At 30.1% G+C, this 26,700-nt stretch carries 24 protein-coding genes and 1 tRNA gene; 6 read left to right on the top strand and 19 right to left on the bottom strand.

Going from position 1 to position 26,700, the window contains the following annotated elements; translation table 11 throughout:
* Nucleotides 1-2 precede the first annotated feature (2 nt).
* From R3342_RS04750 to R3342_RS04670, 17 genes are all read right to left on the bottom strand, one after another.
* Nucleotides 3-3,842: an efflux RND transporter permease subunit gene (locus tag R3342_RS04750; RefSeq protein WP_318938531.1), complete on the bottom strand. Its 3,840-nt coding sequence runs from the start codon at nt 3,840-3,842 to the stop codon at nt 3-5.
* Between the two features lie 127 nt (nt 3,843-3,969).
* A complete protein-coding gene (locus R3342_RS04745) occupies nt 3,970-4,386 on the bottom strand; it encodes an HYC_CC_PP family protein (RefSeq protein ID WP_318938530.1) in 417 nt (138 codons plus the stop codon).
* Between the two features lie 199 nt (nt 4,387-4,585).
* Nucleotides 4,586-5,275, bottom strand: coding sequence for an ATPase (locus tag R3342_RS04740; protein WP_318938529.1), 690 nt, complete (start codon nt 5,273-5,275; stop codon nt 4,586-4,588).
* 348 nt (nt 5,276-5,623) lie between these two features.
* Nucleotides 5,624-6,328 carry a hypothetical protein gene (locus tag R3342_RS04735; RefSeq protein ID WP_318938528.1) on the bottom strand — a complete coding sequence of 235 codons (705 nt, stop codon included), beginning with the start codon at nt 6,326-6,328 and terminating at the stop codon, nt 5,624-5,626.
* Between the two features lie 150 nt (nt 6,329-6,478).
* Nucleotides 6,479-6,757 carry a helix-turn-helix domain-containing protein gene (locus tag R3342_RS04730; protein WP_318938527.1) on the bottom strand — a complete coding sequence of 93 codons (279 nt, stop codon included), beginning with the start codon at nt 6,755-6,757 and terminating at the stop codon, nt 6,479-6,481.
* 363 nt (nt 6,758-7,120) lie between these two features.
* On the bottom strand, nt 7,121-7,966 hold the full coding sequence (locus R3342_RS04725) for an RteC domain-containing protein (protein ID WP_318938526.1): 846 nt from the start codon (nt 7,964-7,966) through the stop codon (nt 7,121-7,123).
* Between the two features lie 70 nt (nt 7,967-8,036).
* Entirely contained in the window at nt 8,037-9,308 is a 1,272-nt protein-coding gene (locus R3342_RS04720) for a site-specific integrase (protein WP_318938525.1), read from the bottom strand.
* A 337-nt stretch (nt 9,309-9,645) separates the two neighbouring features.
* Nucleotides 9,646-9,730, bottom strand: a tRNA-Ser gene (locus R3342_RS04715).
* 5 nt (nt 9,731-9,735) lie between these two features.
* On the bottom strand, nt 9,736-10,266 hold the full coding sequence (gene rimM / locus R3342_RS04710) for a ribosome maturation factor RimM (RefSeq protein WP_318938524.1): 531 nt from the start codon (nt 10,264-10,266) through the stop codon (nt 9,736-9,738).
* Between the two features lie 15 nt (nt 10,267-10,281).
* Nucleotides 10,282-10,866, bottom strand: a complete 585-nt coding sequence (locus R3342_RS04705) for a 30S ribosomal protein S16 (protein WP_318938523.1) — start codon at nt 10,864-10,866, stop codon at nt 10,282-10,284.
* Nucleotides 10,867-10,966: 100 nt separating this feature from the next.
* A complete protein-coding gene (locus R3342_RS04700) occupies nt 10,967-11,542 on the bottom strand; it encodes an electron transport complex protein RnfA (RefSeq protein ID WP_318938522.1) in 576 nt (191 codons plus the stop codon).
* Nucleotides 11,542-12,150, bottom strand: a complete 609-nt coding sequence (locus R3342_RS04695; protein WP_318938521.1) for an electron transport complex subunit E — start codon at nt 12,148-12,150, stop codon at nt 11,542-11,544. The genes R3342_RS04700 and R3342_RS04695 overlap by 1 nt, the downstream gene beginning before the upstream one ends.
* A 5-nt stretch (nt 12,151-12,155) precedes the next feature.
* Nucleotides 12,156-12,752 carry an RnfABCDGE type electron transport complex subunit G gene (locus R3342_RS04690; RefSeq protein ID WP_318938520.1) on the bottom strand — a complete coding sequence of 199 codons (597 nt, stop codon included), beginning with the start codon at nt 12,750-12,752 and terminating at the stop codon, nt 12,156-12,158.
* A 2-nt stretch (nt 12,753-12,754) separates the two neighbouring features.
* On the bottom strand, nt 12,755-13,765 hold the full coding sequence (locus R3342_RS04685; protein WP_318938519.1) for an RnfABCDGE type electron transport complex subunit D: 1,011 nt from the start codon (nt 13,763-13,765) through the stop codon (nt 12,755-12,757).
* 2 nt (nt 13,766-13,767) lie between these two features.
* Nucleotides 13,768-15,096, bottom strand: coding sequence for an electron transport complex subunit RsxC (rsxC, locus tag R3342_RS04680; RefSeq protein ID WP_318938518.1), 1,329 nt, complete (start codon nt 15,094-15,096; stop codon nt 13,768-13,770).
* Nucleotides 15,089-15,979 (bottom strand): Fe-S cluster domain-containing protein, encoded by an 891-nt coding sequence (locus R3342_RS04675; RefSeq protein ID WP_318938517.1) that lies wholly within the window; start codon nt 15,977-15,979, stop codon nt 15,089-15,091. The genes rsxC and R3342_RS04675 overlap by 8 nt, the downstream gene beginning before the upstream one ends.
* A gap of 1 nt (nt 15,980) precedes the next feature.
* Nucleotides 15,981-16,433, bottom strand: a complete 453-nt coding sequence (locus tag R3342_RS04670) for a SoxR reducing system RseC family protein (RefSeq protein WP_318938516.1) — start codon at nt 16,431-16,433, stop codon at nt 15,981-15,983.
* A gap of 247 nt (nt 16,434-16,680) precedes the next feature.
* On the opposite strand from R3342_RS04670, the gene dnaE reads away from it, so the two are divergent.
* The 6 genes from dnaE to lipB all read left to right on the top strand — a co-directional run bounded on the left by dnaE (nt 16,681) and on the right by lipB (nt 24,959).
* On the top strand, nt 16,681-21,039 hold the full coding sequence (gene dnaE, locus R3342_RS04665; RefSeq protein ID WP_318938515.1) for a DNA polymerase III subunit alpha: 4,359 nt from the start codon (nt 16,681-16,683) through the stop codon (nt 21,037-21,039).
* Nucleotides 21,040-21,053: 14 nt separating this feature from the next.
* Entirely contained in the window at nt 21,054-22,154 is a 1,101-nt protein-coding gene (locus tag R3342_RS04660; RefSeq protein WP_318938514.1) for an acyloxyacyl hydrolase, read from the top strand.
* 1 nt (nt 22,155) lies between these two features.
* Complete coding sequence (locus tag R3342_RS04655; RefSeq protein WP_318938513.1) at nt 22,156-23,247, top strand: acyloxyacyl hydrolase; 1,092 nt, start codon at nt 22,156-22,158, stop codon at nt 23,245-23,247.
* 8 nt (nt 23,248-23,255) lie between these two features.
* Nucleotides 23,256-23,999 carry a head GIN domain-containing protein gene (locus R3342_RS04650; protein WP_318938512.1) on the top strand — a complete coding sequence of 248 codons (744 nt, stop codon included), beginning with the start codon at nt 23,256-23,258 and terminating at the stop codon, nt 23,997-23,999.
* Between the two features lie 103 nt (nt 24,000-24,102).
* The gene (locus R3342_RS04645) at nt 24,103-24,261 is read left to right on the top strand and encodes a YqaE/Pmp3 family membrane protein (RefSeq protein WP_318938511.1); all 159 of its coding nucleotides are present in this window, start codon (nt 24,103-24,105) and stop codon (nt 24,259-24,261) included.
* Entirely contained in the window at nt 24,261-24,959 is a 699-nt protein-coding gene (gene lipB, locus R3342_RS04640) for a lipoyl(octanoyl) transferase LipB (RefSeq protein WP_318938510.1), read from the top strand. The genes R3342_RS04645 and lipB overlap by 1 nt, the downstream gene beginning before the upstream one ends.
* Nucleotides 24,960-24,978: 19 nt before the next feature.
* Here the strand turns inward: lipB and R3342_RS04635 are convergent, their stop codons facing one another.
* Nucleotides 24,979-26,031, bottom strand: a complete 1,053-nt coding sequence (locus R3342_RS04635) for a nucleoid-associated protein (protein ID WP_318938509.1) — start codon at nt 26,029-26,031, stop codon at nt 24,979-24,981.
* Between the two features lie 54 nt (nt 26,032-26,085).
* Nucleotides 26,086-26,688 carry a ribonuclease HII gene (locus R3342_RS04630; RefSeq protein WP_318938508.1) on the bottom strand — a complete coding sequence of 201 codons (603 nt, stop codon included), beginning with the start codon at nt 26,686-26,688 and terminating at the stop codon, nt 26,086-26,088.
* Nucleotides 26,689-26,700 lie beyond the last annotated feature (12 nt).

The raw sequence follows: 26,700 nt of genomic DNA, 5'->3' as shown, positions 1-26,700 counted from the left end.
ATTTAAGCTTGTGATTTTTTTAATTCTTTCTTTAAATTATGTTCTTTCCACATACTGTATAACACAGGAACCACAAACATGGTCATAACTTGTAATAGCATACCTCCAAAAGAAGGAATTGCCATAGGCACAACAACATCAGCTCCTTTCCCTGTTGCGGTAAGTACTGGTATTAACGCAATAATTGCAACGGCTGCAGTCATCATTGCTGGACGAACTCTTTTTGAGCCTGCATGTAAAATGGATGCTCTTATATCTTTAACCGTTTTTGGCTTTTCTTCTTCAAATACTTGGGTTAAATAGGTTCCCATAATTACCCCATCATCCGTAGCGATACCAAATAAGGCGATAAATCCTACCCAAACCGCAACACTAAGATTAATGGTGTGGAGCTGAAACAAATCTCGCATCTGTACCCCTGCAAAACTGAAGTTTAAAAACCAGTTTTGACCATACAACCAAATCATAATAAACCCACCTGAAAAAGCTACAAAAATTCCTGTAAATACCATTAACGATGGTAAAACATGTTTAAATTGAAAATATAAAATCAATAAAATTAAAATTAATGAAATTGGAACCACTAACATTAAACGTTTTGATGCTCTAATTTGGTTTTCATAATTTCCTGTAAAACGATAGGTAACACCTTTTGGTAATTTAAATTCACCGGTATCTATTTTATCTTTAATTAATTTTTGAGCATCTTCAACTACATTAGTTTCTGCGTGACCATCTTTTTTATCAAAAATAACATACCCTGTTAAAAAAGTGTCTTCACTTTTAATAACTTGTGGTCCACGAACATAATTTATAGAAGCCAATTCCCCTAGTTCAACTTGAACACCTGCAGGAGTTGGAATTAAAATTTTCTTTAAATCATCAGGATTATCTCTAAATTCACGAGCATAACGAACTCGGATTGGGAAACGTTCTCTTCCTTCAACAGAAGTAGATAGTTGTTTACCACCAACAGCTACAGCTAATTGCATTTGCATGTCTTTTATGGTTAATCCATATCTAGACATTGCTTGTCGGTTAAGTTTTATTTCTAAATAAGGTTTTCCAACAACTCTATCTGCAAAAACGGTAGAAGGATTTATGCTAGGAACTTGTTTTAACAAATTTTCCAACTTAAAACCAGTTTTTTCAATGGACTCTAAGGTTGGACCGAACACTTTAATTCCCATAGGTGCTCGCATTCCAGTAGATAACATTATTAAACGTGTTTGAATTGGCTGTAATTTTGGGGCAGAAGTTAACCCTGGAAATTTAGAATGTTTTACAATTTCTTTCCAAATATCGTCTGCTTTTTTAATTTTTGGTCGCCATTGTCTAAAATACTCGCCATCTTCATCTTCAATTAATTCATCTTCTGTAATTTTTCTAAATTTATTTTTACCATATTTATAGGTGGTGCCATCTTTTAATATAAAAGCCTTCTCTTTATTTACTTTAAATCGAATTTTTCTACCGTCTGCATCTAAAATATACTCTGGAATATAATTAATGGTATTTTCAAACATAGATGTTGGAGCAGGGTCTAAAGCAGAATTTACGCGTCCCCATTTACCTACGGAAGTTGCTATTTCAGGAATAGCATTCATACGTTTATCAATAGATGCTATTATCTCTCTGTTTTCTGTAATACCAGAATGAGGCATGGTGGTTGGCATTAATAAAAAAGAACCTTCATCTAAAGCTGGCATAAATTCTTTTCCAATTCCAGGAAATGTATTTTCTAAGCTATTCCAAGCGCTATTGGTTTTTACAAAATTTGGCATAAAACCGAAAACTTTACCAAAACCTAACCAGATAGTAGCTCCAAAGAAAACTACAATAATAGGTATTGAAAGGAATTTCCATTTATTTTCTAAACACCATTTTAGAACTACATTATAGAAATGAACAATGGTCATTAACAATCCTAAAACCACACCAACAATTATAATTACAAAAATAAAATTAATTAATGTTGAGTTTGAAGCCCCTAAAGGCATCCATTCTACCGTTAAAAAGTAAACTACAATTAATACGGTAATACCAATATTAATATAGTTAGCAATTTTTTCAGAGTACGGTAATTTTATGCTGTTTTTTAAGAAAGTACGTTCTGATACCTGAGTTAACAGATTATTTACTCCAAAAGCTACTAAAGCCAAAGCAATTACACTTCCGTAGGCTATTAAAAAAACAATTCCAAAACCTATTAATAAAGAATTAAATATTCTGCTTGTTTTCTTTTTATCTAATTTTATAGAAAATAGTACTTGTGCTAAAGCCGGTATAAACATAATTCCTATAAATAATGAAGAAACTAATGCAAATGTTTTGGTAAATGCTAAAGGTCTAAATAGTTTTCCTTCGGATGCTTGCATGGCAAAAACTGGTAAAAAGCTAACAATGGTAGTTGCTAAGGCAGTCATAATTGCTGACGCAACTTCAACCGTGGCAGCATAAATTACTTGTACTAGTTTTTTTCCTGAAGCTCCATGGTTTTCAGGCATTTCTAAATGCCGTATAATATTTTCGGTAAATACGATTCCCACATCAACCATAACGCCAATAGCAATAGCAATTCCTGAAAGAGCCACAATATTAGCATCTACATGAAAATATTTCATTAAAATAAAGGTCATTAAAACACCAACAGGTAATAAAGTGGATATTAAAACGGAAGCACGTAAGTTTAAAACCAATACGATAACTACAAGAATACTAATTAATATTTCATGAGAGAGGGAAGATTCTAAGGTTCCTAAAGTTTCATGAATCAAACCAGAGCGATCATAAAAAGGGACAATGGTTATTTTAGAAACGGTACCATCCGCTAAAGTTTTTGAAGGTAATCCTGGAGCAACTTCAGCAATTTTCTTTTTTAAATTCTGAATCACTTCTAACGGATTTGCACCATAACGAGCTACTACAACACCCCCAACGGCTTCCACACCACCTTTGTCAAGTCCACCTCTACGAGTTGCTGGTCCAAATTGTATTTTGGCAACATCTTTTAAACGGATAGGAACATTGTCTTTAACTGTAACTACACTTTCTTCTAGATCTTTTAAGTTTTTAATATAACCCAAACCGCGAACTAAATATTCTACTTTATTAAATTCTAAGGTTCGTGCACCAATATCTAAATTACTGTTTTTAACAGCATTCATTATCATTTTTACATTTACGTTATTGGCTTTCATTGCATCAGGGTCAATATCAATCTGATACTCTTTTAGAAAACCACCAATAGAGGCAACTTCTGAAACGCCACTAGTAGCGGTTAAGTAATAACGAACATAAAAATCTTGAATGGTTCTTAATTCTTGAGGGTCCCAACCGCCAGTTGGTTTTCCTGTTTTTGGATTTCTCCCTTCTAAAGTGTACCAATAAACTTGTCCCAATGCTGTTGCATCTGGGCCTAAAGCAGGTTTCACCTCCTTAGGTACTGTTCCTGGAGGTAAGGAATTTAATTTTTCAAGTATCCTTGTCCTACTCCAGTAAAAATCTACATCATCATTAAATATGATGTAAATACTTGAAAGACCAAATATGGAATTACTTCTAATAGTTTTTACACCAGGAATACCAAGTAATGCAGTGGTTAATGGGTAGGTAATTTGATCTTCAATATCTTGAGGAGATTGTCCTTTCCATTCTGTAAAAACAATTTGTTGATTTTCTCCAATATCAGGAATAGCATCTACAGGAATAGGATTTCTTTCAATTAAAGATGTTTTCCAATTAAAAGGAGCTGTTACAATTCCTCCAATTACAAATGAAAGAAGTAGTATAAATGTTATTAACTTGTTTTCAAGAAAATAGCGAATTATTTTATTAAGCATGTTAATTTGATTTTATAATTTTTTTAAATAATGTATATATCAAAAAATGATATATACGTGAATTTAACAAGGCTGTCAAAACTGCAACACAATTTTAAGCCTGTTAACACCTAAAAAAACAATAAAATCAAATGATAAAAACTTGATCTACAACTTGTATGTTTGTGACCAATAGAGGAGGATTGTAATTTTTAAAAGGAATGATGTTTTGTTCTAATCCTTCAAATAAATTTAGATATGAGTATGTAAAGGCAACAACAAAGAATTGTTGATTATTAGTTAATTCAGCAAAGTTAGTTTTAACAACATTTTGACTGTTAAATTGTTTCATCACATCTTTACAACAATTATCAGTTTGGGTACAAGATTCTTTATCAACACCTTGTTTTTTAATATCCATACCACAAGAACTCGCTTTTGAAAAAATAGCAGCAGAAACTAAATGATCACCGCAAAAATGCTCACTTACAGTAAATGACATAGTAGAAAACAGTACTACTAATGACATTAAAACGGCTCCTATTTTTTTAAAGATTTCTCTCATAATTGTTTACAAAGATATAAAAAAAATTATTTGGACTGTAAAAATTTTATTAAAATTAAAAAACACAAAACTAAAAAAGGAGAAAAACGGATGTTTAAATTTGAGGTTAATGTTGTTTTTTTGTTGAATTTGAGCAGCCTCTAACGTAAAATATTTAATCAGTTTATTTTAATTTATTATTCTGAACTTAGATGTTTAACTATTTACGCTTGTCAGTTGTTAAATTATCAAAACTAATTAAGTTAAACATAGATCTTAATCGGCTTCTTACTCTGCTGCCGTATCTTTTTTCGAGTTCCTGGGCATTGAGGTTGGTTGTGATGTGGGTTTTTATGTTTTGACGATGACCTTGACACTGACTCTGACCGGTTTGAGTAAATAGATCGTAACGGGAGAGTAAGATTTCACCCATTACATTGCATTCCTTTGCATAATGTGTTCCAGTTGGTTCTACTCCTAAATCATCAAAGCAGTAGTTTTTGGTTTCGTTGTATTTTTCGAGTACTTCATATCCGTTTGCATTGAAATTGAATACGATGTTGCGAGTTGGAATGATTTCATAATTTGTTTTATGTGGTGCCAAGTGTGGTAATAATTTCATTAAAGAGGTTTTTCCACAACCAACTGGTCCGGTTAATAATATTCCTTTGTTGGTGTCGATTCCCATTTGAGCACAGCTGTAATGATCCTGAATAAAATAGCAGCAGAGTTTGAATAACAAAGGTTCGTCTTCTTTATAAATTCTGAAGTTTTGTCCGAATAGTTGGTGCCCTTTTATGTTGAGGTAGGTTTTTATTTTTTCGAAATCGTAATGAATTATATTTCCTTTTATTTCTCCGATTTGGAATTTAGAGGTTCCTTCTGTTTTGATGTGAGGTTGGTTTTTCATAGTTTTTAGATTTAAATAAATTCTTTTATCTATTCATTTTTTGCTTGTCCAAAAAAAATCTAATCTGATTTTAATTTCTTTTGTTTCTTGTTCATTTCTTTGTTTCCCCAAAGAAACGAACCAAAGAAAGGGGACTTTTTAGCAGGAATTGCTGCTTTGTAGCACCACACTTAAAACTTCGCGTCACTACGTGACTGGATTTCGAAGCTTTTAAGTGTTATTCTTCCTAAAAAGAAAGGTTCATTTTAAATTTTTTATGGTTATTAGAAGTGGTTGCTTTTTCATATTGGTTTTGTATCCATTGATGAGATTCTGAAACAAGTTCAGAATGACGAATCTGGAATAGGCTTAAAGTGGTTCATTGTAATTTTTGTTGTTGTTGGTGTGGAGGTTGTCTTGAAAATGGTTAAGTGGTAAATCGGTTTTATTGTTTGCTCTCGACTTCGCTCGAGCTGACAATTTCATTTCATCAGCTTTTAACATCCAGCTTCGGGCGGTGGCTTGCCAATCAACTATTTTTGTTTTTCCACCGACTTTCCAACCGATTCCCTGGTAATGATTAAAAAATTTTTTGGCTTCCAATTCTGGCCATTTTTCTTTTTTAAAAAATTCAAAAATTAATTTTTCTTTTGCGATTGCCTCTAGTTTAATAAAGTTTGTATTATGTTTATTAATGTTTATATAAGATACCAATGCTTGTCCTTTTATGGGATTCTTTAAGTCCACTGCTTGACCATTAGTTGTAACAATACTTGTATCAAAATTGAACATCTTTACTTTACTTCCTTTAAATGGGTTGTGAGACGGATAATATTTTACATATTTCCAATGACTTAGTTCTTTTATGCATCGATGATAGGTGGATTTTGAGCCAATTTTTGATTGACTCATAACTTCTTCACGATTGATAAAAAATGAATCCGGAAAACGGTTGTAATTCCAGATGTAAAACAAGCCTATATACAGACTGATATGTGTTGGATTTAAACGACTGTCTTTTGAAAATTGTTGGAATACACTGTTGAGGTGTTTTATGTAATTGATTTCAGGCATTTTAAATTAATATTTTTATTTTTTCCATTCTTTTCATTTTGCCTTGATGCAAAATCCTCGACTGTGCTCAGCATAAACCAAGACTAAAAATCAAGTCAGCATCTTAGTTTTCTATCTATTCATTCTATTCATTTTATAATGGTTAACTGTTTAAAAATTGTTATGAATTTTGTTTTCATTCATTACTTGTTGAATTTCATCGGCATCATAGAAAATAATTCCACCTATTTTGGTGTATGGAAGTGTTCCGTTGATTCGTAATGTTTGCAAGGTTCCCGGGCTGACTTTTAACAGTTTCATCATTTCAGCAGATTTGAGGTATTTTTTGTTTCCAACTGCTGCACTTTTTTTTAAGAGGGTTTTGATTTCATCTAATAATTCTGTTTTGAATTCTCTTAAATCATCTGTTGTAATAATTTGTGTTGGCATTTTTTTAAAATGGTTTTAAGTTGATAAAATTGTTTTATAGCGATTTGACTTTCGTGCTACAAAACTGGGAAAGTTGATTTAATATTTTTACATAGTTGTTAGTAGCTACTAAAAAATTTAACATTTGAAAATAGCTACTCAACTGATATTCAAAAATGTAAGAGAAAATATTTTTTAACTAGAATATTGAATGATGATTATTTAGTATTTCGAAGCCTAGAAAACTATAAAAAACGACAATTTTGAAGTTGAAAAGGTCTTAAATATGAAAAATAGTAGTAATTAATAGCTACTATTTACTACTAGAAATTTTAACATTTCAAATGCTACTAACAAGCTTATTTTCAGTCTGTATAGTTTTTTTTACAAATCTGCTTCCAGTTTTTTGATTAGGGAAAATTTTAATTTGTCAAGGAATTTTGTTGGGTCTTTTTTTCTTGACTTAATTTGAGTATATGTATTATAAATATTTCCTAAATCTATTCCAAAAAGTTCTTTACAGCCTTCAGCAATTTTTTTCATATCTACATTTCCATTTTTTATAGCACCAAAAGCAATTAAAGAAATTACTAATTCTGCTAATTCTGTTTTTGAAGCCGTCCAAGGTATGTCTGTTAAAATTTTAGGTTTTACTTCTTTAACTGGCAGATTATTTTCAAGTTGCTTGATGTTGATTAGTTCCTTTTCGTAATAATTTGTGAGTAGATTGTATGCAATTACTTTAGCAGCTTGCAAATCATAACTGGTTGAAAATTCCGGTTCACGATCTAAGTGTAAGGTGTCAAAAATCAATTCGAGTTGCGTATTTCTTCTTAAAAAGTATGCAGCGTCAAATGATGTATCATTTTGTTCATAGTACCTATAAAAACCAAGATGTTTTACTTTCCAATTTTCTAGTTTGTCTAAATACCCATTGATGAGCTTCTTTTGTTTAGTGAGATTTGATTTTGGTTTTACTAATTGATACTTATTTATATGTGAAAAGTATTTTAGATTACCATAAACGCCAGGCTTTTGATATTTAAAAAAATTGATTTCCTCCTCTTCCGAAGGGAAATCAATTTCTCTAATATATAATCTTAGTTTATTTAAACAATCTTTAGTGAGTTCAATTTTTTTCTTAAGTTTTTTGGATTCTTTAAGTTGGAGCTGTTCAATTTCAAAAAGCTCATTGCTATAATTAGCAATAATCTCAGCAATTTTTTTCATTCGTAATTTTTAGTCTTTTTCAGCGGCTAAAATTACTAATTCTTTAAAAATAACCAAAGGAAAATAACTATTATGAAGAATGCTTTAAATTTTTATTATTTACTTCTATTTCATTACTATTGTAATTTAAAATTTTCTGTAATGCATTCATATCATCACTTACTTTTCGCTCAATAACTTTTGCATAAATTTGAGTAGTTGCCAATTTTGTATGTCCCAACAATTTTGAAACGGTTTCTATTGGAACTCCGTTAGTTAATGTTACAGTTGTTGCAAAAGTATGACGTGCCATATGAAAAGTAAGGTTCTTTTTTATTTTACATAAATCGGCTATTTCTTTTAAATAACTATTTAATTTCTGGTTAGAAAGTAAAGGCAGCAATGAACCCGTTGACACAGCTCTTACATTGTTTTTGTACTTGTTAATAATTAACTGTGTTTGTTCTAAAATTGGAACTTTTACTGGTGTATTTGTTTTTTGCCTTTTCGTTACAATCCATTGACCGCCATCAATCCCTAGTAAAATATTATCTTTTTTAAGTTGCATAATATCCACATAAGCAATACCGGTATAGCAACTAAAAATAAATAAATCTTTGACAATGCTTAAACGTTCTATATCTGAAGTAAAGTTTTCAATAGACTTCAATTCTTTCGCCGATAAAAATTCACGTTCAGACTTATCAAATACTGGTTTATATTTTACAAATGGGTCCCTATTTATCCATTCTATATGAAATGCCATTGTAACCATTTTACGTAAACGTTGAATGTGCTTTATAATAGTATTATTACCAATTAATTTTTTATTTCTTGACATCTTATAGGAACGTAAAAAATTATCAAACTTTAAAACAAATGAATAATTGAGGTCACGTAGATATATATCTGATGTTTTGAACTCTTTAAGCACAAATTCCATTAAATACCTTTGGGTAGTTTTATAAAGCCCCATTGTGTCTTTATGCAACTTATGAACAGTATTAGCATTGTGATAATCAATTATATTCTGAAGAGAATAATGTTGTTGGTCTGTTCCTAAAAATCTTGATTTAATTGCTTGTGAAGTAACTATTTTTCTTTCAGCTTTTAAATCTTGATAAGCTTGAAATAAGGCTGTTTGGGTTTGATCAATGTATCCATTTATGATACGTGCTTCTTGACTAGTTCCTTTTACCCTTGATTTGGCTTTATCCCAGGATTCAATATTCACTTTCCGTTTTAAGCTAATATTAACTCGTTTTTGATTTACAGTAATTCTTGCGAAAAGTTCTGCTTCGTTGTTTTTAGCACGTGAAGCATTAATCCAAATTAGGATTGCAAAAGTGGTTGTTGTTTTCATAGTTGTCGTCTTTTTTAAGTTAAACTTTTTTTAAGACGAAAGTCAAATCAACTATGGCAAAATCATTTCACATAAAAGTATAACCTTTTTGTGAACTTTTAAATCAAATTACGAAGCCTTTTTAACACTAAATATAATTGATTTTAGAAATATAAAATCTAAGTGTTTTCAAGGTCTATCGCAATAATTCGGTCAACAAATTTATTTTTTTTATTTGTTGACCGATTTGTTGACCTAATATATGAAATTATACCAAACAAAATGATGGTGTTAAAATAAAAAAACTTCGAAAACCCTATATTTTAATGGGTTTTACTAAAATTTGTTATTGTTTTCGCAGAGAGGAAGGGATTCGAACCCTCGATACGTTGCCGTATACACACTTTCCAGGCGTGCGCCTTCGACCACTCGGCCACCTCTCTAAGTTTTATGGATTCAAGTATAAATCAATTAACCCTTCTGGGGTTTTAACCAAAATTGTTTTATTATCTCTATCCACTTTTATAATAAAATCATCAATCATTGGTATAAAAACTTCTGTGCCATTTGCATTGATTTCAAATAATGGCTGTGCAGTTCTATCATTAATACCAGTTATTACACCAATATCCCCATGATTTTCATCTATCATTTTATAATTGATAATTTCATGGAAATAAAATTTATTACCTGTTAATTTTGGTAAAAATTCTAATGGTAGATAAATTTCACCTCCTAAAATTTCATCTGCTTCTGCTTCATTATTAACATCTTCTATTTTAAGGCGCAGTTGATTTCCTTTTTGAAGTAAACTCTTTTCAATAAAAAAAGGAACCAGTTGGCTGCCAAAGGCAACAAATACTGATTCCAAATTTGTATAAAGTTCAGGTTCGTCTGTATCTAATTTTGCTACAACTTCCCCTTTAAAGCTATGTTTTCTTACGATTTTGCCTAAATAAAAACAATCTTCTTTACGCATTATCGTATTGAATATTTACTCAGTTTTACCTTCTTCAGATGCTGCAGCTTGTGCGTCATCAATAGTTTCAGGAGCAGTTTCCTCTACTACTTCTTCTGCTGCTTTTGCTTCAGCTTTTGCGTCTGCTTCTGCTTTAATTGCAGCTTCTTCAGCTTCTTTAGCAGCAGCTGAACGTTCTTCGTTTATTTTAGCTTCTGCTTTTAAAGCTTCTGCTCTTGCTTTTGCTTCAGCTTTAGATAAACCATCTTTTTTAGCTTGAATTTTTGCTTCTTTCTCTTCTAACCAAGCTTTAAATTTTTCTTCAGCTTGCTCTTCAGTTAAAGCTCCTTTTCTTACTCCTCCAACTAAATGATTTTTAAGCATTGCTCCTTTATAAGATAAAATTGCTTTTGCAGTATCTGTTGGTTGTGCACCGTTTTGTAACCATTTTACAGCTCCATCAACATCTAAATCAATAGAAGCTGGATTTGTATTTGGATTATAAGTTCCAATTTTTTCTAAATACTTACCATCTCTTTTTGAGCGTACATCTGCAGCTACAATCCAATAAAATGGTTTTCCTTTTTTACCGTGTCTTTGTAATCTAATTTTTACTGGCATTTTGTTTTAATTTTTAAGGTTCTCGACCTTGGTTATTAATTTTTAAGTGCGCAAAGATAGTGAGTTTTTTTTGAAATAACACACTCAATTTCAGTATATTTTATACTAAACCTGTAAAACCTAAAAAAGCAAGTGATAAAAGCCCTGCAACCAATAAATTAATTGGTACACCTTTCATCCCTTTTGGAATATTTGCCAATTCTAAATGTTCTCTAATACTTGCAAATAAAATAAGTGCTAAAGCAAAACCTATGGAATTTGCTATTGCAAAAAACACTGCTTTTAATAAACTACCATTTTCTAATCCTAATGCTAAAATTGCTACTCCTAACACCGCACAATTAGTGGTAATTAATGGTAAAAATACTCCTAATGCTTGATATAATGGTGGACTTACTCTTTTTAAAATTATTTCAACCATTTGTACCAATGCGGCAATAACCAAAATAAAGGTAATTGTTTTTAAATAATCCAAACCAGCCGGAACTAATATATATTCATATAACAAATAGGTTGCTGTTGTAGCAATTGTCATTACAAATAAAACTGCGCCAGACATTCCCACAGAAGTTGAAACTTTATTAGAAACTCCTAAAAAAGGGCAAATTCCTAAAAACTGTGATAAAACAATGTTATTAACAAAAACTGCGGCTATTAGTATTACAATATATTCCATTATCCAACTATTTTAGAAGTTACTTTATTAAATAAAACCGTTAAATACGCCAAAGCAATAAAAGCTCCTGGGGGTAATATAAAAACTATAAAAGTATTTACATTTTCTGAAAAAATTTTAAAATCAAATAGACTTCCATTTCCTAACATTTCGCGTGTGGCTCCTAAAACTGTAAGTGCTATTACAAACCCTATTCCCATTCCCAAAGCGTCAATAATAGATGACAAAACATTATTTTTGGATGCAAAAGCTTCTGCTCTTCCTAATATTAAACAGTTAACAACAATTAATGGAATAAATATTCCTAATTGCTCATACAAGAATGGAACAAATGCTTCTAATACCATTTCAACAACGGTTACAAATGATGCGATAATGATTATAAATGCTGGAATACGAACTTTATTTGGTATTTGATTTTTTACTAATGAAACTACAATATTCGACATTAACAGCACAAATAATGTTGCTACTCCCATTCCTAAACCATTAAATGCCGATGTTGTAACACCTAAAGTTGGGCACATACCCAATAACATTACAAATATTGGGTTTTCTTTAACAATTCCTTTTAAGAAATTTTGCTTTTGATTTATTATACCAGCCATAATTCTTAATTTTCAGTTGTTTTAGTTGACTTTTTTGTTTTTACAAATTCATCATAAGCCAGTTGAACCGATTCAGCAAATGCTCTAGAACTAATTGTAGCACCGGTTAAAGCATCAATATCTCCACCATCCTTTTTTACTTTTAATTTATAGATCGAAGGATTTTTACCTCTAAATTGTTTAATAAAATTATCTCCTTTCATTTTCGTTCCCAATCCAGGTGTTTCTTTTTGATCTAATATTTGAATATTTTGTATGTTTCCATTAAGCTTAAAACCAACCATTAATTTTACTAATCCATTAAATCCTTTTTCCGAAGAACTTGTTATTGCAGTACCTACTATACTTTTATTTAAATATGCAGTATATATTTCAATACTATCTTTAGATTTTTCCGATTTTATCTTTTTGATATTTTCAACAGGATTATTATCAAACTCAGGAAGTACTATTTTTAATGCATCCACCTTTTTTTGTAATCTAGCCTTTGCTTTTGGCTTAATTGTTAAATCGTTAACATACCCTAATAAAAACCCTGAAATTATAGTGATTACCAAAAGAGATACCACCATATTTATAAATGTTGACTCTTTTTTGCTCATAATTACATAATTTTAGATTTTATTGCAGCTCCAAAACGACGTGGTTTAAAATAGCTGTTAATTAGTGGCACAAAAGCATTCATTATTAATATTGCAAAAGAAACTCCTTCCGGGTAAGCTCCAAAAAGTCTGATTACCACTGTAATTACCCCTATTCCTATTGCAAAAACAAACATTCCCTTTTTGGTCATTGGACTAGTAACTAAATCTGTTGCCATAAAAAAAGCTCCTAAAATAGCTCCTCCTGATAACAGATGAATTAAAGGATTTGCATAATGCTCTGGATTTATCAACCAAAATATACTGGTCATTATACCAATTGTTACCAACATAGTTATTGGAATATGCCACGATATTACTCGCCTGTATAAAAGATAAGCTCCTCCTATTAACAATGCTAATGCTGACATTTCCCCTAATGAACCTCCTGTAATTCCTAACAACATATCCATAGTTGAAGGTATTTTAGAACTTAAACTCGTTATGGTATCTCCATACATTACGCCCTCTTTTATAATTCCTAAAGGCGTAGCTCCTGAAACTGCATCAATCATTGTGGCATTATTTTCAACGGCAGTTGGCCACATGGTCATTTGCACAGGAAAAGAAATCAATAAAAAAACTCTTCCCGCTAAAGCTGGATTAAAAATATTAAAACCTAATCCTCCAAACGACATTTTTACAACTCCAATAGCAAATAAACTACCAATAACCACCATCCAAATTGGCAATCCAGAAGGCAAATTAAAGGCTAATAAAATTCCTGTTATTAATGCTGAACCATCCGTAATGGTTATATTAGTTTTTAACAAATATTTCTGTATTAAATACTCAAATAACAAACAAGAAACCACTGCTACAGCAGTTACCACAAACGCATTAATTCCAAACACATACATGGAAACTAAAAAAGCAGGAACCAAAGCTATAACCACATCGTACATTATTTTTTTTAATGATTTTTCTGAATGTATATGCGGTGAAGCTGAAACTATAATAGGTGGATTACTCATTTTTAATTTTTAGCGTTTTGTAAATTTTTAACGATATTTTTTCCAAACCGAATGAAATCTAATAACGGTCTATGTGATGGACATATATAACTACAAGAACCACATTCTATACAGGTTAAAATATCTTCTGAAAAAGCTTTTTCATATAATCCTTTTTCAGATAAATTCATTAATAAATGAGGTTCTAATCCCATTGGGCACACATAAACACATTCTCCACAACGAATGCAATTTTGCTGTTCTCCTCTACTCGCTTCATCTTCAGAAATAACCAAAATTCCTGAAGTTCCTTTAGTAATTGGCACATCTGTATTTTTAATAGCTTTACCCATCATTGGACCTCCATTTACCAATTTACGAGTTCCTTCTGGAAACCCTCCAACTTCGTTAATTAAATCTGTGATTGGAGTTCCTATTTTAACCCAATAATTAGAAGGATTTTCTAGCTTTTTACCTGTTACTGTAACTACCCTTTCCGTTAAAGGCATATTATGTTGTACCGCTTGATAAATAGCAAAAATAGTTCCTACATTATGTACAATTACGCCCACATCAAGTGGCAAGCCATTTTTAGGAACTTCTCTTTTTAGTAATGCTTTTACCAATTGTTTTTCGCTTCCTTGCGGATACTTAACTTTTAATGCTGCTACATGTATATTTTTTTCGCTTTTTGTAGCTTTTAAAAAAGCTTGAATTGCGTTCTTTTTATTATTTTCAATTCCAATAATAACTTTATCAACAGGTAAGGAGTACATTAAAATTTTAATACCAACTACAATTTCTTTTGTCTTTTCCAACATCAATCTATGATCTGCCGTTAAATAAGGCTCACACTCTACTCCATTAACCACCAAGCAATCCATTTTTTTATCTTCTTTCACACTCAACTTTACGTGAGAAGGAAATGTTGCTCCACCCAAACCTACAATACCATAGTCTGAAATTCGCTGTAAAATTTCTTTTGGTGTTAACATTATTTCTTCTTTTAGAGGATATTCCATTTCTTCTAAATTTGAAGCATCTTTTACATCCGTTCTAATTACAATACATTGTTTTTTATAACCACTAGAATCGATAATTTTATCCAATTTGGTTACTGTACCTGCAACTGGAGAATGTATATTCGAAGAAACAAATCCGCCAGATTTAGCTATAACTTGTCCTTTTTGAACTTTTTCTTTTACTGCTACTACAATTTCAGAAGGAATACCAATATGCTGTGATATAGGAACATACACAACTTTCGGCAAAGACATTCGTTTTATTTCTTTGAATGAAGTTAATTTATTTTCGGGGGGATGAATACCGCCTTTAGGAAATGTTTTAAGCATTTGTTTGAGATTTTACGGATTCAACATTTTCTACTACTTTTTTAACTTCAATTTTTTCTTTTCTTGGCGGAAAATTGGTTTCAATAATTGAATGTGTTGGACATACTGGAACGCATTTTCTACATAAAGTACAAAGTACAGGATCTATATATGCTAAATTATTTATCATAATAACTGCATCTTTTGGACATACATCTTCACATTTTGAACATCCAATACAAGCAACATCACAAGCTTTTTTTGCAATACCTGCTTTATCTTCATTTAAACATCCTACAAAAATTTTCAAATCACGTTTGTTTTTTGGACGCATTTCTATAATATCTCTAGGACAAGCATCAACACAAGCACCACAAGAAGTACATTTATCCGAAATAATGATAGGCAAGCCATTTTCTTCATCCATATACATGGCATCAAATTTACAGGCAACAACACAATCGCCATCTCCTAGACAACCATACTGACAATCTGTTTCTCCGCTGTAAATCATAGCAGAAATTGCGCAAGTTTTTGGACCTTGATATTCTGATGTTTTTCTTCTAACCTCACAGTTACCTTGACATCGTATAACCGCTACAGTTGGATCTTTTTCAGCTACCTCTTTCCCTAAAGTTTCAGCTACTAACTTCATAACATCATTACCTCCAACAGGACAAAATAAATCGGAAATATCATCTGTATTTACTAGTTTTTCTGCAAAAGATTTACATCCAGGAGAACCACATCCACCACAATTGGCAGAAGGCAATAATTCTTCCACCTCAGCTATCAAAGGATTTTCATAAACATAAAATTTTTTAGAAACCACATACAAAACCACTGCTGCAATAATACCTAAAGAAGCTAATAATAAAACACTATATAAAACAGAAACTGTCAATTTAATTTATTTTTATTATTGAAATTTTAAACATCTTTTCCAATGGATTTTTCATTAAATAAATAATTAAGTAATAAGGAATTAAAACTAAAATTGATAGTAAACCTGCAATCCACTCTTTAAAAAATGGTATAGAAATTATTAAAATGAAAAACATAAGTATAAATGGAAAAACATATGCAAAAAAAACAGCTTTCAATCCTAATTCTTTTTTTAAAATTACGTGGACTGTTTCCTGAAGTTGATACGAATTATTTACATCAAAAATTTCTATCTCTTTTACACTTGAATCTGAAACTCCACAAGCTCCTTTTGCGTTACAAGTTTCACAATTTGCATTTCCAAATAAAGAAACGGTAACTTTATTTTTTGAAATCTTAGAAATTATTCCTTCATGTTTTACAACACTATTATAATCAGTGTTTTTAAAACTATTTAAATCAAGTTTCACCATAATTTCTAGTCTAAAATTAACTCGATACTATAAAGTTAACGGTTATAAAAGTTATAAAATATGATTATTGTTAGGTTTTAATATTATTTATTTTTAAGTGACTTTTTAAAATAAAATTCAACTTAAAAAATACATTTAAAAGACGCTCTGTTTTTAGATTGTTAATAAAAATTATGAGTTTTAAAAGTCTAACACTTATTAAATTCCTATTTTTAAAATCTCATTTTTTTTACGAAATACGCACTACATGTTTTTAATATTTGATACTGAAACTACTGGTTTACCTAAACGTTGGAATGCTCCAATTACAGACACTGATAATTGGCCTAGATGTATTCAAATAGCATGGCAATTGCATGATGAGTTTGGAGCTTTAATTGAACATCAAGACTTTCTAATTAAGCCAGATGGGTTTAATATTCCTTATGATGCCGAACAAATTCATGGTATTTCAACACAATTAGCTACTGAAAATGGAGAAGAATTAACTACCGTTTTAGAAATTTTTAATAAAGCTATTGCCAAAGCAAAATTCATAGTTGGTCAAAATGTAAAATTTGACCTTAATATCATGGGTTGTGAGTATGTAAGAACTGAAATTAGTACTTCATTAAATGAAATGCCAGTTTTAGATACTTGTACGGAAGTTACCGCAAGCATGTGCCAAATACCTGGTGGTAGGTATGGAAAATTTAAACTTCCTACGTTAACTGAATTACATCAACATTTATTTAATGCTCCTTTTGCCGAAGCACATAATGCTACTGCCGATGTTGAAGCAACTACAAGATGTTTTTTAGAATTAATCCGTCAAAAAGCGTTTACTACTGAAGATCTTAAAGTAAGTAATGACTATTTTGAAAAGTTTACTGCTAAAAATCCAACTCCTATTAAAGTTGTTGGGCTTAAACATGTTAATCTTAAAAAAGTTAGTAAAACATTAAAAGAAGAAACTCAGGAAAAATCAGAAGCTACTACTAAAAACATCAAACTTAGCGATGAATTTAAAGATGCTTCCTTTGCTCATTTACACTGTCATTCTCAATTTTCAATTCTTCAATCTACATCTAATGTTCAACAATTAATAAATGCCGCTGTTAAATTTAATATGCCAGCAGTTGCTATTACAGATGTTGGCAATATGATGAGTTCTTACTATTTTATTAGAGATGCTATAAATTACAATAATTCTGTAGCTAAATTTAATGAAACTAAACCTGAAGAAGAAAAAGAAAAGACACCTATTACACCTATTGTTGGTTGTGAATTTTATGTTTGTGAAAATCATTTAGACAGAACACATAAAGACAATGGATATCAAGTTGTATTTTTAGCTAAAAACAGAAATGGATACCACAATTTAGCTAAAATGTCTTCACTTTCTCATACCGAAGGATTTTATTATGTTCCAAGAATTGATAAAAAAATAGTAGCAGAATATAAAGAAGATTTAATTGTATTATCTGGAAATTTAAATGGAGAAATCCCTAGTAAAATTCTAAATATTGGTGAAAATCAAGCAGAAGAAGCTTTATTATGGTGGAAAGAACAATTTGGTTCTAATTTCTATCTAGAAATTATGCGTCACCACCAAGAAAATGAAAATCACGTTAATGACGTACTTATTCAATTCTCAAAAAAACATAACGTAAAATTAATTGCCACTAACGATACTTTTTACACAAAAAAAGAAGATGCTGAAGCTCATGACATTTTATTATGTGTAAAGGAAAACGAAAAATTAGCTACTCCAAAAGGTAAAGGCCGGGGTTACCGTAACGGTTTACCTAATAATGAATATTATTTTAAGTCTCAAGAAGAAATGAAAATGTTATTTTCAGATATTCCTGATGCTATAACCAACATTCAAGAAATTATAGATCAAATTGAAATCTATAATTTACAACGTGATGTTTTACTTCCAAAATTTAATATTCCAAACGAATTTATAAATCCAGAAGATGAAAAAGATAATGGTGTTAGAGGAGAAAATGCGTATTTAAAACATCTAACTTTTGAAGGCGCTAAAAAAAGATATGGTGAAAACCTCACCAAAGAAGTAGAAGAACGAATAAACTTTGAACTAGAAACCATTAAAAAAACTGGATATCCAGGCTACTTTTTAATTGTTTGGGATTTTATTTTAGAGGCTAGAAAAATGGGAGTTTCTGTTGGCCCTGGACGTGGTTCTGCAGCTGGTTCTGTAGTGGCATATTGTTTATGGATAACCAATATTGACCCTATTAAATACGACCTACTTTTTGAGCGTTTTCTAAATCCTGATCGTGTTTCTTTACCCGATATTGATATTGATTTTGACGATGAAGGACGGCAAAAAGTATTAGATTTTGTAATTGATAAATATGGTGCAAATCAAGTTGCGCAAATAGTAACTTACGGCACTATGGCAGCTAAATCTTCTATTAGAGATACTGCCAGAGCATTAGATTTACCTCTTTCAGACGCAGATAGAATTGCAAAACTTATTCCAAATATTAAACTAAAAAATATATTTGGAGAAGATGAAAAAAGTAAAGCTAAAATAAAAGAACTTCGAAAAGAAGATTACGATTGCGTTGCTGAATTAATCAAATTATCAGAAGGAGATGATTTAGAAGCACGTACCATAAATCAGGCGCACAACCTTGAAGGTACTGTTAGAAACACTGGAATTCACGCTTGTGGAGTTATCATTACACCTGAAGATATTACCAATTTAATTCCTGTTGCTACTGCTAAAGATTCTGACATGTACGTTACGCAATACGATAACAGTGTTGTAGAAAGTGCAGGGTTACTTAAAATGGATTTTCTTGGTTTAAAAACACTTACACTTATAAAGGATACCATTAAAATTATAAAAGCAATTCATGGAAAAGAATTAATTCCAGATGATTTTCCTTTAGATGATTTTAAAACTTTTGAACTATTTCAAAAAGGAGAAACGGTTGGTGTTTTTCAGTACGAATCTCCCGGAATGCAAAAACATTTAAAAGCTTTAAAACCAACGGAATTTGCAGATTTAATTGCTATGAATGCTCTGTATCGTCCTGGTCCAATGGAATATATTCCTTTGTTTATAATGCGTAAACACGGCATAGAAGCTATTGAATATGACTTGCCAGAAATGGAAGAGTTTTTAAAAGAAACTTATGGCGTTACGGTTTATCAAGAGCAAGTTATGTTACTTTCTCAAAAATTAGCAAACTTTACTAAAGGTGAAGCGGATATGTTGCGTAAAGCAATGGGGAAAAAGATTTTTGCCTTACTTGAAAAACTAAAACCTAAGTTTATAAAAGGAGGTATTGCAAATAATCATCCTGAAGAAATACTAGAAAAAATTTGGAAAGACTGGGAAGCATTCGCCGCTTATGCATTTAACAAATCACATTCAACCTGTTATGCGTATATTGCTTACCAAACTGCGTATTTAAAAGCTCATTATCCTGCAGAATTTATGGCTGCCGTACTTTCAAATAATATGAATGACATAAAACAGGTTACCTTTTTTATGGAAGAATGTAGACGTGCAGGAATAGCAGTTTTAGGTCCGGATATTAATGAATCGTACTATAAATTTGCGGTTAACCAACAAGGTGCAGTTCGTTTTGGAATGGGTGCAATAAAAGGAGTTGGAGCAAATGCTGTTGCTGCCATTGTTGAGGAGCGAAAGAAAAATGGAAACTATAATTCTATTTTTGATTTAACCAAAAGAGTAGATTTGCGTACCGTAACCAAAAGGGCAATTGATGGTATAGTATTGGCGGGAGGTTTTGATTCCTTTTCTAATACCAACAGAGCTCAATATTTTTTAAAAGATGAACGTAATATTTCATTTATAGAAAAAGCTATTAGATTTGGAAATAAATATCAGGAAAATAAAAATTCTTCTCAAGTTTCTTTATTTGGCGAAGCTTCTGAAATTCAATTTCCTGAACCTGATATTCCTTTTTGTGAGAAATGGGGAATTATGGAAAAATTATCTAAAGAAAAAGAAGTTATTGGTATTTACATTTCTGGTCATCCGTTAGATGATTTTAAAACAGAAATTGAAACCTATTGTAAAACACCTCTTTCTGAATTTGAAAATTTAGAAAATTTACTTAATAAAGATGTTGCCATTGGTGGAATTGTTTCTAATGTAGAACATAGAACTAATCAGAAAGGTAATGGATGGGCAATGTTTACTTTAGAAGACTTTTCAGGTTCGTACAATTTTAGAATTTTTGGAGAAGAATACTTAAAATTCAGGCACTTTTTAGTGATGAATTCTTTTTTATATTTAAAAATTAGTTGTCGTCCAAGTTGGAATAAAACAGACGTACGTCTTTCATTTACAAACGTTCAACTTTTATCCGATATCTTAGAACAATTTTCTAAAAAACTGACTATTAATTTATTAAATAACGACGTAACTAAAGAAAACATTCAAAAAATAAATACAGTTTTAAAAAATTATGAAGGTAAAAAACCAATTCAATTTACTATTTTTGAGCCCAAAGAAAATTTAAAATTAACAATGCCAAGCAGAAGTTTTAAAGTGAATATTTCTAATGAATTATTAGAAAATTTAAAAAAAGAACAAATTCACTTTAAACTTAATTAATTGTATTTATTTTGATGAAAAAGTTATTTTTTCTATTAGGCTTACTAAACTGTTTTTATAGTTTTGCACAAACAAAATCTTCTTATCTTCAAGCCGATTATATCTATGGAAATATTATTGCACATAATCCAGATGCAACAGCTTTTCTACAAGGACATCCAACTGGTTTTATATTAAGTTATAATAAAAGAAGTTTTGGAGAAGAAAAATGGCAAGAACATTTTAATTATCCAGATTTTGGTTATTCATTAGGTTTTTATGATTATCACTCTGAAATTTTAGGAAAACTGTATGCAGTTTATGGGCATTATAATTTTTATTTATTAAACAGACTTCATAAAAATCAGTTAATTATTAGAGCTGGAATTGGTTTAGCTTACAACACGCATCCATACAACAAAGTAACCAACAATAAAAATACTGCGTTTGGTACACACTTAAATTCGAGCACTTATTTTAAACTATACTACCAACACGAAAATCTAATTAAAAATATTGGACTTAATGCAGGTTTAACCTTTATTCACGCTTCTAATTCTAATGTAAAATCTCCAAATTCTGGAGTTAATTTATGGGCATTTGCAGTAGGTTTAAATTATAATTTAACTCCAAATCTTAAAAACAATTCTTTTATTCCTTCTTCTGAATCAAAGAAGTATACAGAACCAATTAAACTTAACATAGCAGTTCGAGGAGGAATTAATGAATCGGAAATTATTGGTAGCGGACAAAGACCCTTTTTTGTAGCTTCAGTTTACGCCGATAAAAGAATAAGTAGAATTTCTGCTTTACAGTTAGGATTGGATTTATATATTTCTCCAATTGTAAAAGATTTTTATAAAATTAACGAGACGATACCTTATTCTCATTTAAAAGAAGCTCATGAATTTTCTCGTGTTGGATTATTTATTGGACACGAATTATTTATAAATAAAGTATCTGTAGAAACCACATTAGCCTATTATATAAAATCTCCTTATGTATATCAGGCTGTTTATTATGAAACTCTTGGTTTAAAAAGATATTTCAATAAAAAATGGTTTGCTACTGTTCGTTTAAAAGCACACGCTGCTAACGCTGAAACTGTTGAATTTGGAGTTGGAATTAGAATGTAATATGAAACAAATAATTTACATCGTTTTTTTATTATTAAGCACAAGTATTTTTGCACAAAATTCTTCTTTTTTTAAAAGCGTGGAAAGTGATTTTTTTATTGGAAAAAATATCGAACACGATAAATCATTACACAACGCAATTCAAGGAAATAGTTATGGATTAATGGTTTTACTAAATACACCAAACAATCAAAAATCTGAATTTAATACTTTATATAATTATCCTGATAAAGGATTTTCCTTAATTTATTTAAATTACAATTCTTCTATTTTAGGAGAAGCTGTTGGAGCTTATAGACATTATGCTTATGCTATTCGCCAAAATAATAAATTTAAACTAAAACTTACTACAGGTTTTGGATTAGGTTATGCTAATAAACCTTATAATGCCGCCACAAATTCTGAAAATTTTGCTTTGGGCTCTCATTTATTAGTTACTGCTTTTTTAAAATTAAATTATTTTAAATACTTCCTAAACAAAAAAATAACCTTGTCTTCTGGATTTAGCCTAGTACATTTTTCAAATATTGCATTTAAAAATCCGAATTTAGGTATCAATACCGTTTCCCTCCATTTTGGAATAAAATATCAAAACCCAATAATTAATACAAAACCTGAACCTTTAACAACTGTAGAAAAATCCTATAAATGGAACTATAATGTATTGGTTAGAGTTGGTTATAACGAATCCCTAATTATTGATAGTGGCTTATTTCCTTTTTACACCTTTACATTTTATGGAAGCAAATACCTTAATAAATATTCAACACTAACTTTAGGTGCGGATTATTTTGATTCTAAATTTTTAAAAGAATACATAAAAAATGAAGCTACTATTACTGGAAAAAATTATAATCCAAACGATTATAGTAGAATAGGAATTTTTATTGGTCATGAATTAACCCAAAATCATTTTGCTTTTGTCTCTCAAATAGGATATTATGCTTATTATCCGTTTCCTTATGTAAGCAGACTTTATGAACGATTTGGATTTAAGTATAAAATATCCAAACATTTGTTTTCCGAAGTTACTTTAAAAGCAAATTTATTTAGAGCAGAAGGTTTAGAAATAGGTTTAGGTTATAAATTTTAAAAGTACTTATGAAAAAAATACTTTACATTCTTATTTTAATTGGAAGCATTAGCTGTAATAGTGAAAAAGCTGGTGACTGCTGGCAAACCGTTGGAGAAAAAATTCAAAAAGAATTTACGTTAGACAACTTTACTAAAATTGTGGTTCACGACAAAATTGAATTAATAATAACTGAAGGTCCAACACAAAAAGTAACTGTTGAAACTGGTAAAAATTTAATGCCAGATATTAGCGTTTCTGTGGTAGATAACCAATTAGTGCTAATTAACAATAACACTTGTAATTTTTTTAGAGATTATGGCATTACCAAAGTATATGTTACTTCACCAAATTTAACAGAAATTAGAAATGCTTCAGAACAAAACATAACTTCAACAAATACACTTACTTACCCATCGTTATATTTAAGATCCTCAGGTGAAAAAAGAAAATATTTAGCCATTGGAGATTTTAACCTAACTATTGAAAATGATAAAGTAAGAATATGGAGTAACGGCATTGCAACTTTTCATATAGACGGAACAACTAACAATTTAGATATTAGTTTTTCGGATGGCGACACTCGTTTTGAAGGCAAAAATTTTAAAGCTAAAAATATAAATGTTACACAAATTAGTTCTAATGACATGCTTATTTATCCTCTAGAAAGCTTAACTGGTAGTATCCATTCCGTTGGAAATGTAATTTCATATAATCATCCAGCAAATGTGGATGTAGATGTGCAAAATGTGGGGCAACTTATTTTTAAATAAACACTAAAAAACTACCAAAATATAACTCTTTATTAGTTAACGTTGTGGGTTTTATTTATTTTTAAGACCTTTGAAATTCTATAATTAAAATAAAATAATATATATGGGGTGTTTTAGAGTGTTACTTTGTATTATATTTCCTCCTTTAGCAGTTATTGACAAAGGTTGTGGTTCTATTTTAATTGTGTTTATATTAACTTGTTTAGGATGGATTCCTGGCGTAATTGCTGCACTTATTATTAATAATAATCCCAATAATTAATGAAAAATATTCAACTTATAGAATTAGGTTTAAAAGATTATAAAGACACTTGGGACTATCAAGAAAAATTATTTAAAGAAATAATTGATGTTAAAATTGAAAATCGTAAAAATGACACCCAAAAACCAACTCCTAATTATTTTATTTTTGTTGAACATCCTCATGTTTATACCTTAGGAAAAAGTGGAGATATTCAAAATTTATTATTGTCTGAAGAACAGTTAATTGCTAAAGGTGCTTCATTTTATAAAATTAATCGTGGAGGCGATATCACCTATCACGGGCCAGGTCAAATTGTTGGTTATCCTATTTTAGACTTAGATAACTTTTTTACAGATATTCATAAATATTTACGTTTTTTAGAAGAAGTAATTATAAAAACCTTGGCAGAATATGGTTTACAAAGTGAACGGAGCAAAGGGGAAACAGGTGTTTGGTTAGGAGTTGGAACACCATTTGCTCGTAAAATTTGTGCTATGGGAGTTAGATCTAGTCGCTGGGTTACTATGCATGGATTTGCTTTAAATGTGACTACAGATTTAGGTTATTTTGATAATATTATTCCTTGTGGTATAAAAGGAAAAGCAGTTACTTCCTTAGAAGCGGAAATAAATAGAAAAGTTCCTTTAGAAGAAGTTAAATCAAAAATATTAAAGCATTTTTCAGAATTATTTGAGGCTAAATTTGCTAAAATGTAACTAATAATTTTTTCTAAATTTATTCTTCTTCGTTAAAATATACTTTGTAAAATTTCATTTTTTTATCCTCATCATATCCTTTTTCTATATATTCAATAGATGCATCTGGCGCATCAACATCTAACTTAATTTGTATATTAGTATCTAATTTTATTTCTGTTTTAATTTTTTGTTTTTGCTTTTTCAAAACAATTTCAGAAACTGCAAACTGATTTCTAACTAATACATCATTTACCTCTTCATATTGTTTTTTGTAAGTATCAAATAATTCCTTTTGATCCTCATTTTCATCAAAAATTTCTTCTTTAAAATCGTGAATGTTTACCGTTTCGTTTTCCTTTAAAAAATCAACCGTTTTTGCCAAAAACTTATTTTTTTCCTGAATTCCAAAATCATCTTTTAAAATTTCTTCAGAAAACTCTTTACACATTTCAATATAGTTTTGTGTATGCTGATTGTTATCATTAGCATATTTTAAATTTAAAAAATGATTTACCCAATAATTAGCATCGTAATTATTAGCATCAACACTTAAAACTACTTTGCCATCCGCATCTGAAGTGTTAATTATTAAACAACCTTTATCTAATTTTTTAGTACTAATTCCTTTTTGAACAGCAACATCAAAACTATTATTGTCCATATAGGTTTGAAAAAAATCTAGTTTATTTTCAATTTTAAAAATACCTATAGCATTGGTTAACACTTCGTTGTACTCTATATCTTCGATAATTGCAATTAGTACATCGCCTGTTTTTATTTGTGCAGAATTAGATTGCTCGTATAAATGATTAACTATATGTTTTGAAATTTCTACAAATACCGTTTCATCATTAAAAATTTGTGTAGCATAGCTATTAATTTCGTTTAAATCGATATTTGCATGATGGTTAAACCGATAACTTTGCGCTAAATTCACAAAAGGTTTTAATAAAAAAGGAACCATTAATTCATAACTTTCTTGGTCAAAAGTTAGTTCAGTTTCTGAAAATATATTGGTAGCGGAATTAAATTTATTTCCAACTTTATGAATAATAAATTTTGTTATAGCTGCTCGGTTTCTTTTAATCATATTTTAAATTTTTTACCGAACAAAAGTATTCTTTTACAATTAAATTACATCAAATTATAATGCTAATTTTAATTGATCTGGCAATAATTTAAATGTTTTTCTATGATATTTTGTTGCGCCTAATTCAGCTATAACACTTCGGTGCTTTTTAGTTGGATAGCCTTTATTTTTATCCCATTGATACTCTGGAAATTCTTTATGAATTTTACACATAAAATCATCTCTATACGTTTTTGCTAATACAGATGCTGCTGCAATGCTCATGTATTTTGCATCTCCTTTAACAATAGTTGTAAACGCTATATTTTTATACGGATTAAATTTGTTTCCATCTACAATAATATGTTTGGGTGCTACAGATAGTTTATCTATAGATTGATGCATCGCCAAAATAGATGCTTGCAAAATATTAATTTCATCAATTTTGTTTTCAAACACAAACGATACCGAATATGCCAACGCATTTTCTTCAATAAAAGGTCTTAATTCTAATCGTTTTTTTTCAGTTAATTGTTTAGAGTCATTTAATAATGGGTGCTTAAAATTTGGCGGTAATATTACTGCCGCAGCAACCACTGGACCTGCTAAGCAACCTCTACCAGCTTCATCTGTTCCTGCTTCTACACAATTTTTTAAATAGTATTTTTTAAGTGCCATTTTTCAAATTTA

It is taken from the genome of Lutibacter sp. (assembly GCF_033723435.1).
Taxonomy (GTDB): domain Bacteria; phylum Bacteroidota; class Bacteroidia; order Flavobacteriales; family Flavobacteriaceae; genus Lutibacter.
The sequence above is the reverse complement of the archived record's forward strand: the minus strand, read 5'-3'. Positions and strand labels throughout refer to the sequence as shown.

What these genes read in the sequence shown, in the direction of transcription:
- R3342_RS04670 (WP_318938516.1), bottom strand. Translation starts at nt 16,433, where the DNA reads ATGGTGAAACTTGATTTAAATAGTTTTAAAAACACTGATTATAATAGT.
- rimM (WP_318938524.1), bottom strand. Translation starts at nt 10,266, where the DNA reads ATGCGTAAAGAAGATTGTTTTTATTTAGGCAAAATCGTAAGAAAACAT.
- dnaE (WP_318938515.1), top strand. Translation starts at nt 16,681, where the DNA reads ATGTTTTTAATATTTGATACTGAAACTACTGGTTTACCTAAACGTTGG.
- R3342_RS04695 (WP_318938521.1), bottom strand. Translation starts at nt 12,150, where the DNA reads ATGGCTGGTATAATAAATCAAAAGCAAAATTTCTTAAAAGGAATTGTT.
- R3342_RS04690 (WP_318938520.1), bottom strand. Translation starts at nt 12,752, where the DNA reads ATGAGCAAAAAAGAGTCAACATTTATAAATATGGTGGTATCTCTTTTG.
- R3342_RS04700 (WP_318938522.1), bottom strand. Translation starts at nt 11,542, where the DNA reads ATGGAATATATTGTAATACTAATAGCCGCAGTTTTTGTTAATAACATT.
- R3342_RS04730 (WP_318938527.1), bottom strand. Translation starts at nt 6,757, where the DNA reads ATGCCAACACAAATTATTACAACAGATGATTTAAGAGAATTCAAAACA.
- R3342_RS04655 (WP_318938513.1), top strand. Translation starts at nt 22,156, where the DNA reads ATGAAACAAATAATTTACATCGTTTTTTTATTATTAAGCACAAGTATT.
- R3342_RS04740 (WP_318938529.1), bottom strand. Translation starts at nt 5,275, where the DNA reads ATGAAAAACCAACCTCACATCAAAACAGAAGGAACCTCTAAATTCCAA.
- R3342_RS04735 (WP_318938528.1), bottom strand. Translation starts at nt 6,328, where the DNA reads ATGCCTGAAATCAATTACATAAAACACCTCAACAGTGTATTCCAACAA.
- R3342_RS04630 (WP_318938508.1), bottom strand. Translation starts at nt 26,688, where the DNA reads ATGGCACTTAAAAAATACTATTTAAAAAATTGTGTAGAAGCAGGAACA.
- R3342_RS04660 (WP_318938514.1), top strand. Translation starts at nt 21,054, where the DNA reads ATGAAAAAGTTATTTTTTCTATTAGGCTTACTAAACTGTTTTTATAGT.
- R3342_RS04720 (WP_318938525.1), bottom strand. Translation starts at nt 9,308, where the DNA reads ATGAAAACAACAACCACTTTTGCAATCCTAATTTGGATTAATGCTTCA.
- rsxC (WP_318938518.1), bottom strand. Translation starts at nt 15,096, where the DNA reads ATGCTTAAAACATTTCCTAAAGGCGGTATTCATCCCCCCGAAAATAAA.
- R3342_RS04685 (WP_318938519.1), bottom strand. Translation starts at nt 13,765, where the DNA reads ATGAGTAATCCACCTATTATAGTTTCAGCTTCACCGCATATACATTCA.
- R3342_RS04725 (WP_318938526.1), bottom strand. Translation starts at nt 7,966, where the DNA reads ATGAAAAAAATTGCTGAGATTATTGCTAATTATAGCAATGAGCTTTTT.
- R3342_RS04750 (WP_318938531.1), bottom strand. Translation starts at nt 3,842, where the DNA reads ATGCTTAATAAAATAATTCGCTATTTTCTTGAAAACAAGTTAATAACA.
- R3342_RS04650 (WP_318938512.1), top strand. Translation starts at nt 23,256, where the DNA reads ATGAAAAAAATACTTTACATTCTTATTTTAATTGGAAGCATTAGCTGT.
- R3342_RS04745 (WP_318938530.1), bottom strand. Translation starts at nt 4,386, where the DNA reads ATGAGAGAAATCTTTAAAAAAATAGGAGCCGTTTTAATGTCATTAGTA.
- R3342_RS04635 (WP_318938509.1), bottom strand. Translation starts at nt 26,031, where the DNA reads ATGATTAAAAGAAACCGAGCAGCTATAACAAAATTTATTATTCATAAA.
- R3342_RS04705 (WP_318938523.1), bottom strand. Translation starts at nt 10,866, where the DNA reads ATGCCAGTAAAAATTAGATTACAAAGACACGGTAAAAAAGGAAAACCA.
- R3342_RS04645 (WP_318938511.1), top strand. Translation starts at nt 24,103, where the DNA reads ATGGGGTGTTTTAGAGTGTTACTTTGTATTATATTTCCTCCTTTAGCA.
- lipB (WP_318938510.1), top strand. Translation starts at nt 24,261, where the DNA reads ATGAAAAATATTCAACTTATAGAATTAGGTTTAAAAGATTATAAAGAC.